This is a genomic window from Cellulosimicrobium sp. BMG9.22, assembly GCF_059159975.1.
Map to the genome: position 1 here is coordinate 1 of NZ_JBZGBY010000012.1, position 13,516 is coordinate 13,516.

General features: G+C 74.3%; 13 protein-coding genes. 4 read left to right on the top strand and 9 right to left on the bottom strand.

What is annotated here, in order from left to right:
• Positions 1 to 113 precede the first annotated feature (113 nt).
• Positions 114 to 773 carry a DUF4097 family beta strand repeat-containing protein gene (locus tag AC4H2H_RS09975; protein WP_494370655.1) on the bottom strand — a complete coding sequence of 220 codons (660 nt, stop codon included), beginning with the start codon at positions 771 to 773 and terminating at the stop codon, positions 114 to 116.
• A 233-nt stretch (positions 774 to 1,006) separates the two neighbouring features.
• Here AC4H2H_RS09975 and AC4H2H_RS09980 point away from each other — a divergent pair, with 233 nt between their 5' ends.
• The gene (locus tag AC4H2H_RS09980) at positions 1,007 to 1,768 is read left to right on the top strand and encodes a helix-turn-helix domain-containing protein (RefSeq protein ID WP_494370656.1); all 762 of its coding nucleotides are present in this window, start codon (positions 1,007 to 1,009) and stop codon (positions 1,766 to 1,768) included.
• Between the two features lie 70 nt (positions 1,769 to 1,838).
• Here the strand turns inward: AC4H2H_RS09980 and AC4H2H_RS09985 are convergent, their stop codons facing one another.
• From AC4H2H_RS09985 to AC4H2H_RS09995, 3 genes are all read right to left on the bottom strand, one after another.
• The gene (locus tag AC4H2H_RS09985; protein ID WP_494370657.1) at positions 1,839 to 2,894 is read right to left on the bottom strand and encodes a hypothetical protein; all 1,056 of its coding nucleotides are present in this window, start codon (positions 2,892 to 2,894) and stop codon (positions 1,839 to 1,841) included.
• 75 nt (positions 2,895 to 2,969) lie between these two features.
• On the bottom strand, positions 2,970 to 3,611 hold the full coding sequence (locus AC4H2H_RS09990; protein ID WP_494370658.1) for an NAD(P)-dependent oxidoreductase: 642 nt from the start codon (positions 3,609 to 3,611) through the stop codon (positions 2,970 to 2,972).
• A gap of 61 nt (positions 3,612 to 3,672) precedes the next feature.
• Positions 3,673 to 4,521 (bottom strand): NmrA family NAD(P)-binding protein, encoded by an 849-nt coding sequence (locus AC4H2H_RS09995; RefSeq protein ID WP_494370659.1) that lies wholly within the window; start codon positions 4,519 to 4,521, stop codon positions 3,673 to 3,675.
• 58 nt (positions 4,522 to 4,579) lie between these two features.
• Between AC4H2H_RS09995 and AC4H2H_RS10000 the strand changes: the two genes are divergently transcribed.
• Positions 4,580 to 5,083, top strand: a complete 504-nt coding sequence (locus tag AC4H2H_RS10000; RefSeq protein WP_494370660.1) for a MarR family winged helix-turn-helix transcriptional regulator — start codon at positions 4,580 to 4,582, stop codon at positions 5,081 to 5,083.
• Here the strand turns inward: AC4H2H_RS10000 and AC4H2H_RS10005 are convergent.
• Positions 5,068 to 6,366 (bottom strand): exonuclease domain-containing protein, encoded by a 1,299-nt coding sequence (locus AC4H2H_RS10005; RefSeq protein ID WP_494370661.1) that lies wholly within the window; start codon positions 6,364 to 6,366, stop codon positions 5,068 to 5,070. The genes AC4H2H_RS10000 and AC4H2H_RS10005 overlap by 16 nt on opposite strands.
• Positions 6,367 to 6,580: 214 nt before the next feature.
• Between AC4H2H_RS10005 and AC4H2H_RS10010 the strand changes: the two genes are divergently transcribed.
• Positions 6,581 to 8,341 (top strand): M20/M25/M40 family metallo-hydrolase, encoded by a 1,761-nt coding sequence (locus AC4H2H_RS10010; protein ID WP_494370662.1) that lies wholly within the window; start codon positions 6,581 to 6,583, stop codon positions 8,339 to 8,341.
• Between the two features lie 174 nt (positions 8,342 to 8,515).
• Positions 8,516 to 9,634 carry a hypothetical protein gene (locus AC4H2H_RS10015; protein WP_494370663.1) on the top strand — a complete coding sequence of 373 codons (1,119 nt, stop codon included), beginning with the start codon at positions 8,516 to 8,518 and terminating at the stop codon, positions 9,632 to 9,634.
• A gap of 4 nt (positions 9,635 to 9,638) precedes the next feature.
• Here AC4H2H_RS10015 and AC4H2H_RS10020 read toward each other — a convergent pair whose 3' ends face one another.
• The 4 genes from AC4H2H_RS10020 to AC4H2H_RS10035 all read right to left on the bottom strand — a co-directional run bounded on the left by AC4H2H_RS10020 (position 9,639) and on the right by AC4H2H_RS10035 (position 13,513).
• On the bottom strand, positions 9,639 to 10,349 hold the full coding sequence (locus tag AC4H2H_RS10020; RefSeq protein WP_494370664.1) for an SDR family oxidoreductase: 711 nt from the start codon (positions 10,347 to 10,349) through the stop codon (positions 9,639 to 9,641).
• A 150-nt stretch (positions 10,350 to 10,499) separates the two neighbouring features.
• Positions 10,500 to 10,982 (bottom strand): hypothetical protein, encoded by a 483-nt coding sequence (locus tag AC4H2H_RS10025; protein ID WP_494370665.1) that lies wholly within the window; start codon positions 10,980 to 10,982, stop codon positions 10,500 to 10,502.
• Between the two features lie 139 nt (positions 10,983 to 11,121).
• Positions 11,122 to 12,450 (bottom strand): NAD(P)/FAD-dependent oxidoreductase, encoded by a 1,329-nt coding sequence (locus AC4H2H_RS10030; protein WP_494370666.1) that lies wholly within the window; start codon positions 12,448 to 12,450, stop codon positions 11,122 to 11,124.
• 184 nt (positions 12,451 to 12,634) lie between these two features.
• Complete coding sequence (locus AC4H2H_RS10035; RefSeq protein WP_494370750.1) at positions 12,635 to 13,513, bottom strand: FAD-binding oxidoreductase; 879 nt, start codon at positions 13,511 to 13,513, stop codon at positions 12,635 to 12,637.
• Between the last annotated feature and the right edge of the window lie 3 nt (positions 13,514 to 13,516).

Genomic DNA, 13,516 nt, shown 5'->3' on the forward strand with positions numbered 1-13,516 from the left:
GGACTGTTCCGTGCTCATGTCTGGTACTCCGTTCCTGGTCGTGCTGCTGGCAAGACTGTGGTTGTGGCACTTGCCCTCGTCCGGCGCCCCGACCTCGCGGGGCGATGCGCGGCTCAGAGGCTGCGGGCGGTGATGTCGCCGTACGAGGTCGTGGCGCGGATCTCGAGCTCGGCGGTGCCGTCGTTCTTCAGGGCATTGGTGATCCGACCGAGGCTGCTGCCGGCGTTCAGCGAGGCCGAGACCCCGGCGGCGGCGCCCACCGAGACGTCGCCCATCTGGGTGCTCAGCACGAGCGCTCCGGTCACGGCCTCCTCGACGCGGATGTCGCCCTTGGCGGTGCTGATCTCGCCGGCACCGGTGAGGCGGCCCACCGACACGTCGCCGGCCTGGGTCGAGAGGCGGACGCTCGCCGCCTCGTCGAGCTTGATCGCGCCGTAGGAGTCCGCGGCGACGACGTCGCCGAGTCGGCCGACGCCGCGCAGCTCGCCGCTTCCCGTGACCTCGACGCGCGAACCGGCGGGCAGCTGGACCGTCACCTCGACGCTTCCCGAGGGGCCGAACAGCTCGTTGACCGTCGGCGTCGCGACGTGCAGCGTGCCGTCGTGGAGCTCGACCGTGATGCGCTCGACGGCCTTCGCGTCGCGGCCCGACGAGGAGTTCGAGGGCCGTACCTCGACCGTCGTGTCGGTCCGGTCGGCGGCGATGACCTGGATGCGGCCGGCGGGGACGTCGACCGAGAGGGAGATGGTGGTGGGGGTGGCGAAGGTGTACATGGTGTTCGGCTCCTGAACTGGTGTTCCGTGGTCTTTCTGACAACGGAAACGCTACGTAGCGTTCATCACCATGGCAACAGTCAGTTTGCGATGGAGCCGTATTGCCCCAGGTCAGACGGCATAATTTGTTGCAACTGGGAGAAGTGCAACGCAACATCCGGACTCTATTGCGTTGCAACTGTGTCTGCTGAACGCTACTCTCGACACCTCAGCACGCACGGAGGAGGAGCAGGATGCCCGGAGGCAGGCTCACCAAGCAGGAACGCCAGCAGATCGCGCTCGGCCTGGCCGACGACGTCCCGTACGCGGAGATCGCCCGCAGGCTCGACCGTCCGACGTCGACGATCACCCGCGAGGTTCTGCGCAACGGAGGCCCGACCGCCTACCGCCCGGACCTGGCGCAGCACGCCACCGAGCGGCGGGCCCGCCGTCGACGGCCGACGGTGTCCTCCGGCTCGCCGGCGGCACAGCATTCCGACGCGCGTGACGAGGTCTTCCGGGAGTACCGGGAGACGTTCACGGCGCTGTTCATGCGGCAGGGACTGCCGCGTGTCGCGTCCGGAGTGCTGGCCTGCCTCTACACCGCCGACGCGGGCAGCCTCTCCGCCGCCGAGCTCGTCGAGCAGCTCGAGGTCAGCCCGGCGTCCATCTCCAAGGCGATCCCGCTTCTGGAGAGCCACGGCCTCGTCCTGCGTGAGCGCGGCGAGGGCCGGCGCGAGCGCTACGTCGCCGACGGCGACGTCTGGTACCAGTCGATGATCGCCGCCGCGCAGAACAACACCCAGATGGCCGAAACCGCGCGGCAGGGGGTCCGCATCCTCGGCAGCGAGTCTCCGGCCGGCGCGCGGCTCGAGAACATGGCGCGGTTCCTCGACTTCGTCGGCGAGAGCATCGCGCGCGCCGCCGAGCAGGCGCGGGAGCTGGTCAGCTCGCCGACGGCCGCGCCGACCGACGAGCCGGCCGACACGCCGAGAGAGGGCGACGCCCGCTCCTGAGCCCTGAACGAGCCCGGCGGGCGTGCCGCGAGCGGACGAGGACGGCCAGCATGACGGCTCGCCGTGGCGCTCAGCGTCGTCGGGTCGCCCGGCGTGCCTTGCGGGCCGCAGCGGCGCGCTCCTCCGCGGCGTCGAGCTGCTCGTCGGCGGTCTCGAGCGCCTCGCGCGCGGCCGCCTCGGCCTCGCGGGCCTCGGCGAGCCGGGCACGCAGCTCCTCGCGCTCGTCGGCGAGCCGCGCCAGCTCGTCCTCGACGCGCCCGAGGTCGTCCTCCACCTGCCCGACGGCGCCGCTCGCCTCGCGCGCCCGGGCGTCGGCGTCGTCGCGCTCGGCCTCGAGCCGGTCCACCTCGGCGGCGGACTCCTCCACCTCGCGCTCGGCGGCAGCGGCGGCGTCCTCCTCGTCAACTCGAGTGTCGGATGTGCCGGTGCCCGACGTCCCGGTGCCTGACGCCCGGGCCGCACCCTCCGCCCGACCCCCGGGGAGGTCAGGTGCTCGCACGTCCGGCCCGCCGGACGTCTCCGCCCCGCCGGGCTTCTTCGCCCCGGCCGAGCCCCGCGCGCCCGACCCGCGCCGCGCCGTCGTGCCCACGCGCTCGCGCAGCTCGACGACGTCCGCGGGCTCGCCGCCCTCGTCGACGATCCCGAACCCGGAGTACTGCAACGCCTGGGAGAGCCGGCCGGCGCGCACGAGCACCGCCGCGTCGGCGTCCATGACGGCGGCCGTCAGGGTCTCCGCGAGCCGGTCGAGCGCCGTCGCGGACACGGCCCGGCCGGCGACCTCGCCGGCGTCGCGCAGCTCGCCGACGACGCGCTCGACCCGCTCGCGGCGCAACCGGTCGAGCGTGCGGATGCGGGTGCGGTCGCGGTCGTCGGTCGCGTCGCGCAGCTCGTCCCCGAGGCTCGCGAGCGCCGCGACGTCGTCCGCGCGCTCGCGCGCCACCTGGTTGACGACCCACGCCGCGACGGTCGGCTTCGCGAGCCGCGCCACGCGTTCCGCGGAGACGGCGTCGCCCGACGCCTTGATCCGCTTCGACGCCGCCGTGCGGGCGACGACGAACTGTTCGAGCGGCAGCGCGAAGAGCTCGTCGAGGAGGGTGTCGGCGTCGACCGAGGCGTCCGGGCTCATGCCGCCCAGCGTCGCACCCGCACAGGCGTCCCGCCCCGCCACGCGCGAGCGCGGGCGAGGCGGGACCCGAGCCCGTCAGCCCTTGGCCGTGGCGACGAACGGCGCGGTGCGGGGGTACAGGTCCTGCTCGACCACGTCGACGAGGAACGCGCCGAGGTCGGCCCGCGTGATCGAGGTCGAGCGCGTGGAGCGGTGGGCGTCCTGCTCGAGCGGCTGCTCCGAGCGCGGCCCGTCCACCAGGCGGGGCGGGCGCACGAGCGTCCAGTCCAGGCCGGACGCGGCCCAGACCTCGTACTCGGCGGGCTTGTCCTTGACGACGTCCCCGCCCAGGGTGCGGATGAGCCAGCTGATCGCCTTGTCCTTCGGCGCCTTGAGGTCGCCCGGGACGTCGATCCCGGCCCCGCTCACACCGACGAAGCGTCGAGGTCCCGTCGTGGACATGAGCTCGACGAGAGCCCGTGCCGTCCGCGTGTGGAGGTCCGACTGCTTGCCGGTCGGGCCGAGCGCGGACACGACGGCGTCCGCGCCCTCGAGCAGGTCGGCGAGCGCCGCGGGGTCGGTCGAGTCGCCGACGACGACCCGCACCCGGTCCCGGTCCGAGGCCGGGAGCTTCGCGGCGTCGCGCACGAGGACCGTGACGTCGTGGCCGCGTTCGAGCGCCGCGGCGAGGGCGTGGCGTCCGGTGCGGCCGGTCGCTCCGACGAGTGCGAGCTTCACGAGTGTTCCTCCGGTGGGGGACGAGGGTCCGACGACGCGGCGCCGGACCGGGTGGGTGATGTCAGGTGGTGGGGCGCCAGGCGGCGCGCTCGCGGTGGGCGAACGCCGCGAAGTCGATCGGGTCGCGGCCGAGGACCGTGCGGACCTCGTCGGTGAGGCCCGCCGCCATGCCGAGCCGCGCGGTGGTGTAGATGGCGGTGGTGACCGCGACCATGCCCCACGGCATGCCGAGCACGCGGCGGGCGTGCCGGGCGTAGCGCAGCAGGCCCGCGCGCCGGTAGCTGATCGGGCGGCCGAGCTCGGCGGTGAGGATCGCGGCGACCTGGTCGTAGGTCAGGGCGCGCGGCCCGGTGACGGTCCAGGCGCGGTCGGCGTGCGCCGTCGGGTCGATCAGCGCGGCCGCGGCGACGGCGCCGACGTCCTCGGCGTCGACGAACGCCGTCGCCCCGTGACCGGCGGGCATGAGGATCTCGTCGCGGTCCCGGATGTCGGAGACGTGCGTGGTCGACAGGTTCTGGTGGAAGAACGACGCGCGGACGAAGGTCCAGGTCATGCCTGAGGACCGCAGCCACTTCTCGACCTTCGCGTGCGGGACGACCTTGTTCTTCTCGGCGCCCTGCAACGAGAGGAAGACGACGTGCCGCACGCCCGCGTCACGCGCGGCCGCGACGGCGGGCAGCAGGTCGCGCTTGACGTTCCCGATCGCCGGGGGGCGCACGAGGAACAGGGACTCGATCCCGTCGAACGCCGCCGGCCAGGTGGACGCGTCGGTAAAGTCGAACGCGACGGCGTCGCTCGCGCCGGCAGGAGCGTGGCGATCGGCCGTGCGGTGCTCGACCCCCGCCGCGGTGAGGGCGCGCACGACCGCCGCACCGACGTTGCCGCTCGCCCCGGTGACCAAGATCGACATGGGTCCTCCTGCGCTCGAAGTGCGTTCCGTCTCGACTTTGTGTATGTAGAGTACATACATGTCCGGCGACGCACCATCCGACCTCGAGCGGCTCGACCGGGCGCTGATGCGCCTGCGGCGGTTCTTCGAGACGCCGGCCGTGCTCGACGACGGCGGGTCACCCGTGGAGCTGTCGACCCTCCTCGTCCTCGACGCCGTCACGAGCGAGCGCGGGACGGTGACCGAGACCTGGACGGTCCGTGACGTCGCCACGCATCTCGACGTCGCGCACTCGACCGCGAGCCGGTTCGTCACCCGTGCCGAGAAGGCCGGGGCGGTGACGCGTGCCCCCTCGGAGGCTGATCGGCGGGAGACCGTCGTGGAGGCGACGGAGGCCGGGCGGGCCCTCGCCGAGCGCGCGGCGCACTTCCGCCTCGCCCGTCTCGACGGGATCACCGACGCGTGGGACGCGCGCGACGTCGCCGAGCTCGCCGCGCTCCTCGACCGGTTCGCGACGGAGAGCGCCGCTGTGCACCCCGGGGTCGCCGGTCCGGCTGCCCCGGGCGCTCACGCGACGAGGTGAGTGCGGGCACCGAGCAGGGCCTCGAAGGCAGCCTCGGTGACGACCGGGATCCCGTAGCGCCGCGCCGTGCGCGCCTTCGTCGACAGCGAGTCCGGGTCGGCAGCCACCACGAGCCGCGTGCGGCGCGTGACGTACGGCCAGGGGGAGAGGCCAGCGGTCCGCACCACGCGCTCCCACGCCTCGCGCGATCGTGACATCGAGCCCGTGAGCACGACCTCCGCGCCGTCGTCGAGGACGAACGCGGGCCGTCGTCCGATCGTCGTCTCCTGCGCCAGCCGTGTGCCGAGCGCTGCCTCCACGGCGCCCGCGACGGCGGCCTCGGTGTCGTCCGCGTCGAGCCCGAGCTGGCCCGCGACCTCGTGCAGGCCGGGGTCGTCGCGCAGCGTGCGCTCGCGGACGTCGCGCGCGCCCGTGGTCGTCGCGCCGCCGCGGGTCTCGAGCTCGGCGAGCGCGAGGGCCGCCAGGTAGTCGCGGTGGACGCCCTCGACCGCCGCCCGGTCCAGTCCCGCGCGGCGCGCCTCGGCCAGCAGCGCCGCACGCTCGGTGTGCGAGACGTACCGGTCCAGGAGCGCGGCGTCGAGCAGCCGCACGTACGTGTCGGTGCCAGCCGGCTCGGCGGGCGCGCGCCCGGCGTCGCCCGTCACGTCGAGTGCAGCGAGCCAGTGGCCGTGCGCGCGGCTCGCACCGCGCAGCACCGGCTCGACGCCCGGCACCGCCGCGGGCAGCGTCCACCGCACGCCGTCCGCGGCACGGCGGGCGACGTCCCAACACTCGTCGTCGCCTCCGACCTCCAGGTAGTACCCCAGCAGCCCCGCGGTGGCGCGCGCGTCGCCGAGGGCGGAGTGGACGTCGTCGTGCACGACGCCCACCGTCGCGCAGCACGCCGCGAGCGCGCGCGAGCCGGTGAGGTAGCGGCCCGCGAGCTGCTGCGTGCACAGGCACGCGAGCGGGTCGATCGCGGCGGCGATGCCGGCCCGCCCGATCTCGGCGCGGAGGAACCGCGTGTCGAACGAGGCGTTGTGGGCGACCAGGACGCGCCCGGCCAGGAGCCGCAGGAGGGCCGGGGCGACGTGGTCGAACGTGGGCGCGAGCGCGACGTCGGCCGCCGCGATGCCGTGCACGTGCTGCGGACCCAGGTCCCGCTCGGGGTTGACGAGCGTGCACCACTCGTCCTCGACGTGCCCGGCGTCGTCGACCAGCACGACGGCGACCTCCGCGACCCGGTCGCCGAGCCGCGGGGAGAACCCGGTGGTCTCGAGGTCGACGACGGCGAATCCGGGCACCGGCACAGTCTGCCCGACGCCGCCCACGTGACCGGCACGTCGTTACCGTCGCGTGAACTCCGGGCGTCCGCGGCGCGCAGGGGTTTCGCGCCGGGGCGAGGAGGCCTACGCTCGCGAGCACACGAGTCCTCGCAGCGTCGCGTCTCGTGTGCGACTCGGCCGGGCCCCGACACGACCGGGGACGGCCGGCGGGGGCCACTGTCGAGGAGGATGCGTGAGACCACGAACGATCGTCCCGTCCGCAGCAGCAGCGGGCCTCGTGCTCGCCGTGCTGACCGCCGCGCCCGTCGGCGCCGCACCCGACGGCCTGCGCGCCGCCGGCCCACCCCCGCTCGAGGACCTCGTCACCGGCGACGCGGTCATGGAGCGGCTCCAGGACTTCCAGGACATCGCGGACGCCAACGGCGGCAACCGCGCGCTGGAGACGCCCGGCTACGAGGCCAGCGCGGTGTACGTCGAGGAGGCGCTGACCGCCGCCGGGTACGACCCCGAGCGCCAGTACTTCACCTTCGAGGAGCCCGTCACCGACGAGCTGTCGCTCACCGCGGCCGGGGTCGCGATCACGAGCGACCTCTACCCCGCCGAGTTCGCCCCGGACACCCCGGACGACGGCGTCACCGGGACCATCGTCCAGCCGGGCGACGCGCTCGTGCAGGGCTGCACCCCCGACACGTGGGACGGCGTCGCCGTGACGGGCGCCGTCGCGCTGATCAGCCGCGGCACGTGCTCCTTCGCGGACAAGGCGCTTTACGCCGCTGAGGCGGGAGCCGCCGCCGTCATCCTCTACAACAACGCCGACGGGCCGCTCAGCCCGACGCTCGGCGCGGAGAACGAGGCGTGGGTCCCGACCGTCGGCATCACGCAGGCCGCCGGCCAGTCGATCCTCGCCGCGATCGCGGGCGGCGCGGAGCCGGTCGCGACGTACGACCTGCAGACGCACGTCGAAGAGTTCGAGTCGTTCAACGTCCTCGCGCAGACCCCGGGCGGCCGGGACCACAACGTCGTCATGGTCGGCGCGCACCTCGACGGCGTCGAGGACGGGCCGGGCATCAACGACAACGCCTCCGGCTCGGCCGCGATCCTCGAGGTCGCGGTCCAGCTCGCCGCAGCGACCGACGGCGGCCAGGACCTCGAGAACGCGGTGCGGTTCGCGTGGTGGGGCGCGGAGGAGGTCGGGCTGCGCGGCTCGACGCACTACGTGAGCGACCTCGCGGCCAACGACCCGGCGGCGCTCGACGACATCGCGACGTACCTCAACTTCGACATGGTCGGCTCGCCGAACTACATCATCGGCGTGTACGACGCGAACGAGTCGACGCACCCGGCCCCCGTGCCCGTCCCGCCGGGCTCCGCCGAGACCGAGGCCGTGTTCACGGACTACTTCGACGGCATCGGTCAGGCGTGGGTCGACACCGAGTTCTCCGGACGCTCCGACTACCAGGCGTTCATCGAGAACGGGATCCCGGCGTCCGGCCTCTTCACGGGTGCGGACGGGGCCAAGACGGCCGAGGAGGTCGCGCTCTTCGGCGGCACCGAGGGCATCTGGTACGACCCGAACTACCACTCGCCCCTCGACACGATCGACAACGTCGACCTGACGGCGCTCGACATCATGTCGCGCGCGATCGGGCACGCGGTGGCGTCGCTGTCCGAGGACACGTTCGCGATCAACGGTGTCGGCAACCCGCGCATCGACGGCGTCGAGGCGCAGGCCCGCTGCCTCGACGGCACGGCCTACGTCGCGCTCCGCGGGGCGAACGGTGAGGACGCGCCCGCCGACGTGCGCCTCATCACGCCCTTCGGCGAGAAGAAGGTCTTCGCGCTGGCGCCGGACAAGAACCTCTACCAGTCGTTCAACAGCCGGTCGGCGTCGATCGAGGCCGGGACGGCGACCGTCGCCGCCTACCAGTGGCGTGGCGGCGACCCGGTCTACCAGCGGTACGACGTCGCGTACGACGCGATCGACTGCGGCTGACGGGTCCATCGCCGCGACGGGGTCGGGCCGCTGTCCCACGGGCAGCGGCCCGGCCCCGTCGTCGTGCGCCGCCAGGCACGTGGTCGGACGCGGCGCAGCCGTGCGCGCGGCGTCTACGCTGGCCCGCGGTGCGCCGTCCTGCGGCACGCCCGCGAACTCTGACAGGGGGCTGACGTGGCGAAGGAACCGTTCCTCACGACGACGGACGACGGGCCGGGCGAGGGCCCCGACCTTCCCGGGGTGACGCCCGGCGACGGGCGCAGCACCCTCGCGCGGCTCCTCGCGGAGCGCAGGCTCCGGATGCCCTTGCTGCCGAACCTTCCCCGGCCGACGCTGCCGTCCGTCTCGCTGCCCTCGGTCGCGCTGCCCGGCCTACGCCGCGGTCGCCGGGACGCGGACCGGCCGGTCGACGACGCCGCCGTGGTCGAGGACGTCGCGGCACCGGGCGCCGTCGACCCCGCCGTGGACGGGGTGCTCGTGGACGCGCTCGTGGACGCCCTCACCGAGGAGGACGACGAGGCCGCCGACGGCGCGGCCGTCCCGGACGACGGGTCGCTCGAGGGGCTCGTCGCGGACTGGGTCCGTCGTGCGATCGCCGCGTACCCGCGGCCGTCGTTCCCTCCCCAGCGCGAGTGGGACGTCTCGGTCCAGGGCGTCGTCCGGCTCGTCCCGTACGTGCCGCGGTTCGCGACGGCGCCGCTCGCGCTGCTCGACCGGTTCGGCGCGGTGACGATCGGCCCGGACCGCGTAGGTCTCGACGGCAAGGACGTCGAGTGGGAGCGCGTCGTGGAGGTCCGGACCGCACCGGCGTGGACGTGCCTGTCCGCCGAGGCGCTCGAGGTGAACCTCGCGCAGTACGTCGTCGCGCTCCCGCCGCTGCCGGGCCGCGCGTGGGTGCTGCGGAGGATCAGCGAGCTCCTGCTCTCGCTCTACCTCGCGGTCCTGCCGCCGGACGAGGACGACGCCGCGAACGACGCCGTCCCGGACGGCGGCACGCCGGACGACGACGGACAGCGCGCGGCCGCGATGTTCGACCGCGTCGTCACGCAGGTCGTGTACCGCCGCCGGTTCGGGACCGGCGAGGCGCAGGCGAGCACGACGTCGGTCCTCCTGCAGCTCGCGCTCCCGGAGGCGACGGACGTGATCGTGCGCACCGCCGCGGCGCGCGGCATCGAGGTCGTCCACGAGCGTGCCGAGGACACGAGCATCGGCGTGGTCGCCGCGCGCGCCGCGACCTGGCGGCGCACGGCCCTCGACCTGCGCGACCGGGTGGACCGCCGCGTCGGGCGCTAGGGACCTAACGCTCGGTGCCGGTATGGGGGTCCTCACGCTCCAGGGCCTCGAGGATCGGGGTGTCGCCGGCGGTGAAGCGGACGAAGCGGCCCGACGCCGCCGGCGTGCGCAGAGCCTGCGCCACGACCATCGCGACGTCGGCGCGGGACACCTGCGACGCGGCGCCGGACGGCACGTCGTCGGCGCCGTCGAGACCGTCGGGGCCGTCGCCCACGACGCGGATCGCGCCGGTCGGGTCGTCGTCGGTGAGCGTGCCCGGCCCCAGGATCGTCCAGTCGAGGTCCGTGCCGCGCAGGTGGTCGTCGGCGGCGAGCTTCGCGTCGGCGTACGGATAGAAGCTCGATCCCGGGTCGACGCCGTGCTCGGGCACCGACCCGATCCACGACACCATGACGTACCGTCCCACGCCGGCGCTCGCGGCCGCGTCCATCGAGCGGCTCGCGGCGTCGCGGTCGACGGCGTACGTCCGGTCGCGGCTGCCGCCGCCGGCTCCCGCGGACCACACCACGGCGTCGAACCCGCCGAGCGCGGCGGCGATCTCCGCGGTGGAGGAGTGCTCGACGTCGAGCAGCAGCGGCTCCCCGCCGACCCGCCGCACGAGCGGGAGCTGCTCCTCGGCGCGGACGATCCCGGACACGGCGGCGCCGTGGTCGACGAGGATCGGGACGAGCAGCCGGCCCACCTTGCCGTGGGCTCCGACGAGGGCGATCTTCATGCGGCGTTCTCCTGTTCCTGAGCACGAGGTCGACCCGAGCGGTCCAGAACGACCCTCCGTGGGCCGATCTCGTGACGGGCGGGTCGATCTCGCGGGTGAGGTCCCACCGTCACCCGTCGCCACGCCCGGCGCCAGTCGGGAGGAGCGGCGTCAGGGGCAGTGGCGGGCGTTCGGCGCGGCGGCGAGCGTCACGGCGTCCGACGCGTGGACGAGGTCGCCGCCCGCCGGGTGCTGCGCGCACACCGTCCAGCCGTCGCGGTCGCCGGCCAGGGGGCCCGCCTCGGGACGCCGCGCGTCCACGACGACGACGTGCGTCGCGCCCTCGCGGTCGAGGTCGGCGCGGGCCTGCTCGAGGCGGGACTCGAGGAGGTTCGGCATCGAGAACGCGGCCTCGATCTCGACGGAGACCTCGACGCCGCCGGAGCCGCCGGGTGGGAGCGCGGTGCCGGGGTCGGTCGTCGGCGCGGACGTGGGCTGGTCCGAGGGCTGTTCCGTGGGCGCCGGGCTGGCGGACGGCGTCGGCGTCACGCCTTCGCCGGGAGTGCCCTCGCCGGGCAGGCCGTCCGAGCGGCACCCGGCGAGCGCGGCCACCGCGACGACGGCGAGCACCACGACCCGCGCACGGCGCGGCACACCGGCGTTCCTCTGGTCCGTCGTCGACCTTCGTCCTGCCGCCACTCGTGCTCCCGTTGTGCCCCTGCGTCGTACTCCTGTCGATCGAGGGTACGCGACGCCGGCTCTCCTGCGTGCCTCGGCGTCGTGCCCCGGCGGGTCACTCCCGCCCGGGCGCGCGCGTCTTGGGCGGCCGGATCGTCGGCACGTCCCCGACGATCGGGATGGGCCGCCGGTGGAACGGGAACCCGTACCGCGTGACGAGACCCGCGAGCGTGGTGAGGCGGTTGCGCGGGCCGATGAGCCCCATGATGTGGACGAACAGCCAGGCGAGCCAGGCGACCCCGCGCGTGAGCCGCAGCCTCCCGACGACCTCCGCGATCGCCGCACGCCGCCCGATCACGGCCATGGTGCCCTTGTCGAAGTACCGCAGTGGCGTCGTCGGGCGGCCCTCCGTCAGGGCGAGCACGTTGCGCGCGACCTGCGTGCCCGACTGGATCGCGGGCTGGGCGAGCTGCGGCAGCCCGGCGGGAGAGATCGCGATGTCACCCGCCGCGAACACGCCCGGGAGCCCGTCGACCTGGAGGTCGCCGCCGACGACGACGCGCCCGCCCTCGCCGCGCGGCAGCCCCCAGTCGTCGACCTCCTCGTGCGGGTGCACGCCCGCCGACCACACCGTGAGGTCGGAGCGGATGCGGGTGCCGTCGGTGAGCACGACGGCGTCGGGCTGGACCTCCGCGACCCCGGCGCCCAGGTGCAGGTCGACCCCGCGACGGCGCAGCTCGTCCGCGGCGTAGCGCCGGAGCTTCGGGTGGAACGACTTGAGCACCTCGCCGCCGCGCTGGACGATCTTCACCTCGAACGCGTCGCCGTGGATCTCGGGGTAGGCGGGCCGCAGCCCGGCGGTGCGCAGCTCGGCCAGCGCGCCCGCGACCTCGACGCCCGTCGCGCCGCCGCCCACGACGACGACGCGCAGGCCGTCGTCGGTTCCCGGCGTCGCCGCCGCCTTCTCGAGACGGATGAACAACGTGTCGCGGATCTTCATGGCCTGGGACCGCGTGTACATGGGGAAGGCGTTGTCCTTGGCGCCGGGGGTGCCGAAGAAGTTCGCGGTCACGCCGTTGGCGAGCACGAGGTAGTCGTAGTCGACCCACTCGTCGTTGAGCAGGCGGATGCGCCGGTTCTCGTGGTCGACGCCGACGAGGTGCTCGTGCACGACGCGCACGTTCTTCTGCTTGAGCCGCAGGCCGCGCAGGAAGTAGGTGACGTCGCCCGGGTTCAGGCCGCCCGTCGCGACCTGGTAGAGCAGCGGCTGGAACGTGTTGTAGACCCGGCGGTCGACGAGCGTGACCCGTACCGGCGCCTTCGCGAGCCCCTTGACGACGGCCAGTCCCGCGAATCCCGCACCGACCACCACGACGTGCGGCAGACGGTCAGGTGACGGCGGAGGCGTCGCGCGTTCCGGTGCAACGGGGACGGGCTCGGGCACGGGGCCTCCTCAGGGCGACGGGGCGGGAGAGCGCCGGTGCCCGTCCGCCTGCGTCGCGGACGTCGCCGACGACGTCAGACAGATTACGGCGAAGCGCGCCCGCACGCCGAACAGGCTCGTGGCTCGTCCCGCGTCCGGGACGAGCCACGACCGCCTGCCGGGCGGTCCTCGAGCGGGAGGCCGGTCAGCTGGCGCCGGCCGGCAGCCAGGAGTCGGGACCGAACACCTCGTAGTGGATGCGCTCCGCCGCGACGTCCCGTGCGACCAGCTCGTCGCGCACGGCGAGCATGAACGGCAAGGGCCCGCACAGGTACGCCTCGGTGCCGGGGTCGATCTCCAGCTCGGACAGGTTGACGCGCCCGACGCGGACGTGCTCCGCGGTCGCACCGGTGCCGGGCGTCTCGTACCAGGTGTGGAGGACGGCGTCGGGCAGGCTGCCGACGAGCGCGTCGAGCTCGGCGCGGTGCGCGTGCCGTGACGGGGACCGGTCCGCGTGCACGACGGCGACGCGCCGCGGGGTCGTGTCGTCCGCGGTCGCGAGGTGGTCGAGCATGCCGAGCATCGGCGTGACGCCGATCCCCGCGCTCACGAGCAGCAGCGGGCGGTCCGTGTCCTTGAGCGCGAGGTCGCCGAACGGGAGCGAGACGCGCAGCGTGTCGCGCTCGAACAGATTCTCGTAGAGGTGGTTCGAGACCTCGCCGGCCGGGTACCCGGGCTCGGCCGGGCTCTCGGCGATGCGGCGCACCCCGATGCGCCACGTGCTGCGGCCCGGCCCGGAGGACAGGCTGTACTGGCGGATCTGGTGCGCGCCGTCGGGCATCTCGACCTGCACGGAGACGTACTGGCCGGGGGTGAAGGTGGGCAGCGGGGCGCCGCTCCGGTCGGCGAGCACGAACGACACCGTGTCGGTGGCCTCCAGGCGGCGCTCGGCGACGACGAGGTCGCGCCACACGTCGCCGTCGTCCACGCCGGCCTGCGTGTAGAGCGCCTTCTCCGCCGTGATGAGCGTGTGCGCCATGTGCCAGAAGACCTCGTCCCAGGCCTGCGCGATCTCGGGAGTCACGGC

Bases quoted from the DNA above. Each gene is read 5' to 3' on its own strand.
- AC4H2H_RS09975 (WP_494370655.1), bottom strand. From the start codon at position 773: ATGTACACCTTCGCCACCCCCACCACCATCTCCCTCTCGGTCGACGTC.
- AC4H2H_RS09980 (WP_494370656.1), top strand. From the start codon at position 1,007: ATGCCCGGAGGCAGGCTCACCAAGCAGGAACGCCAGCAGATCGCGCTC.
- AC4H2H_RS09985 (WP_494370657.1), bottom strand. From the start codon at position 2,894: ATGAGCCCGGACGCCTCGGTCGACGCCGACACCCTCCTCGACGAGCTC.
- AC4H2H_RS09995 (WP_494370659.1), bottom strand. From the start codon at position 4,521: ATGTCGATCTTGGTCACCGGGGCGAGCGGCAACGTCGGTGCGGCGGTC.
- AC4H2H_RS10000 (WP_494370660.1), top strand. From the start codon at position 4,580: ATGTCCGGCGACGCACCATCCGACCTCGAGCGGCTCGACCGGGCGCTG.
- AC4H2H_RS10020 (WP_494370664.1), bottom strand. From the start codon at position 10,349: ATGAAGATCGCCCTCGTCGGAGCCCACGGCAAGGTGGGCCGGCTGCTC.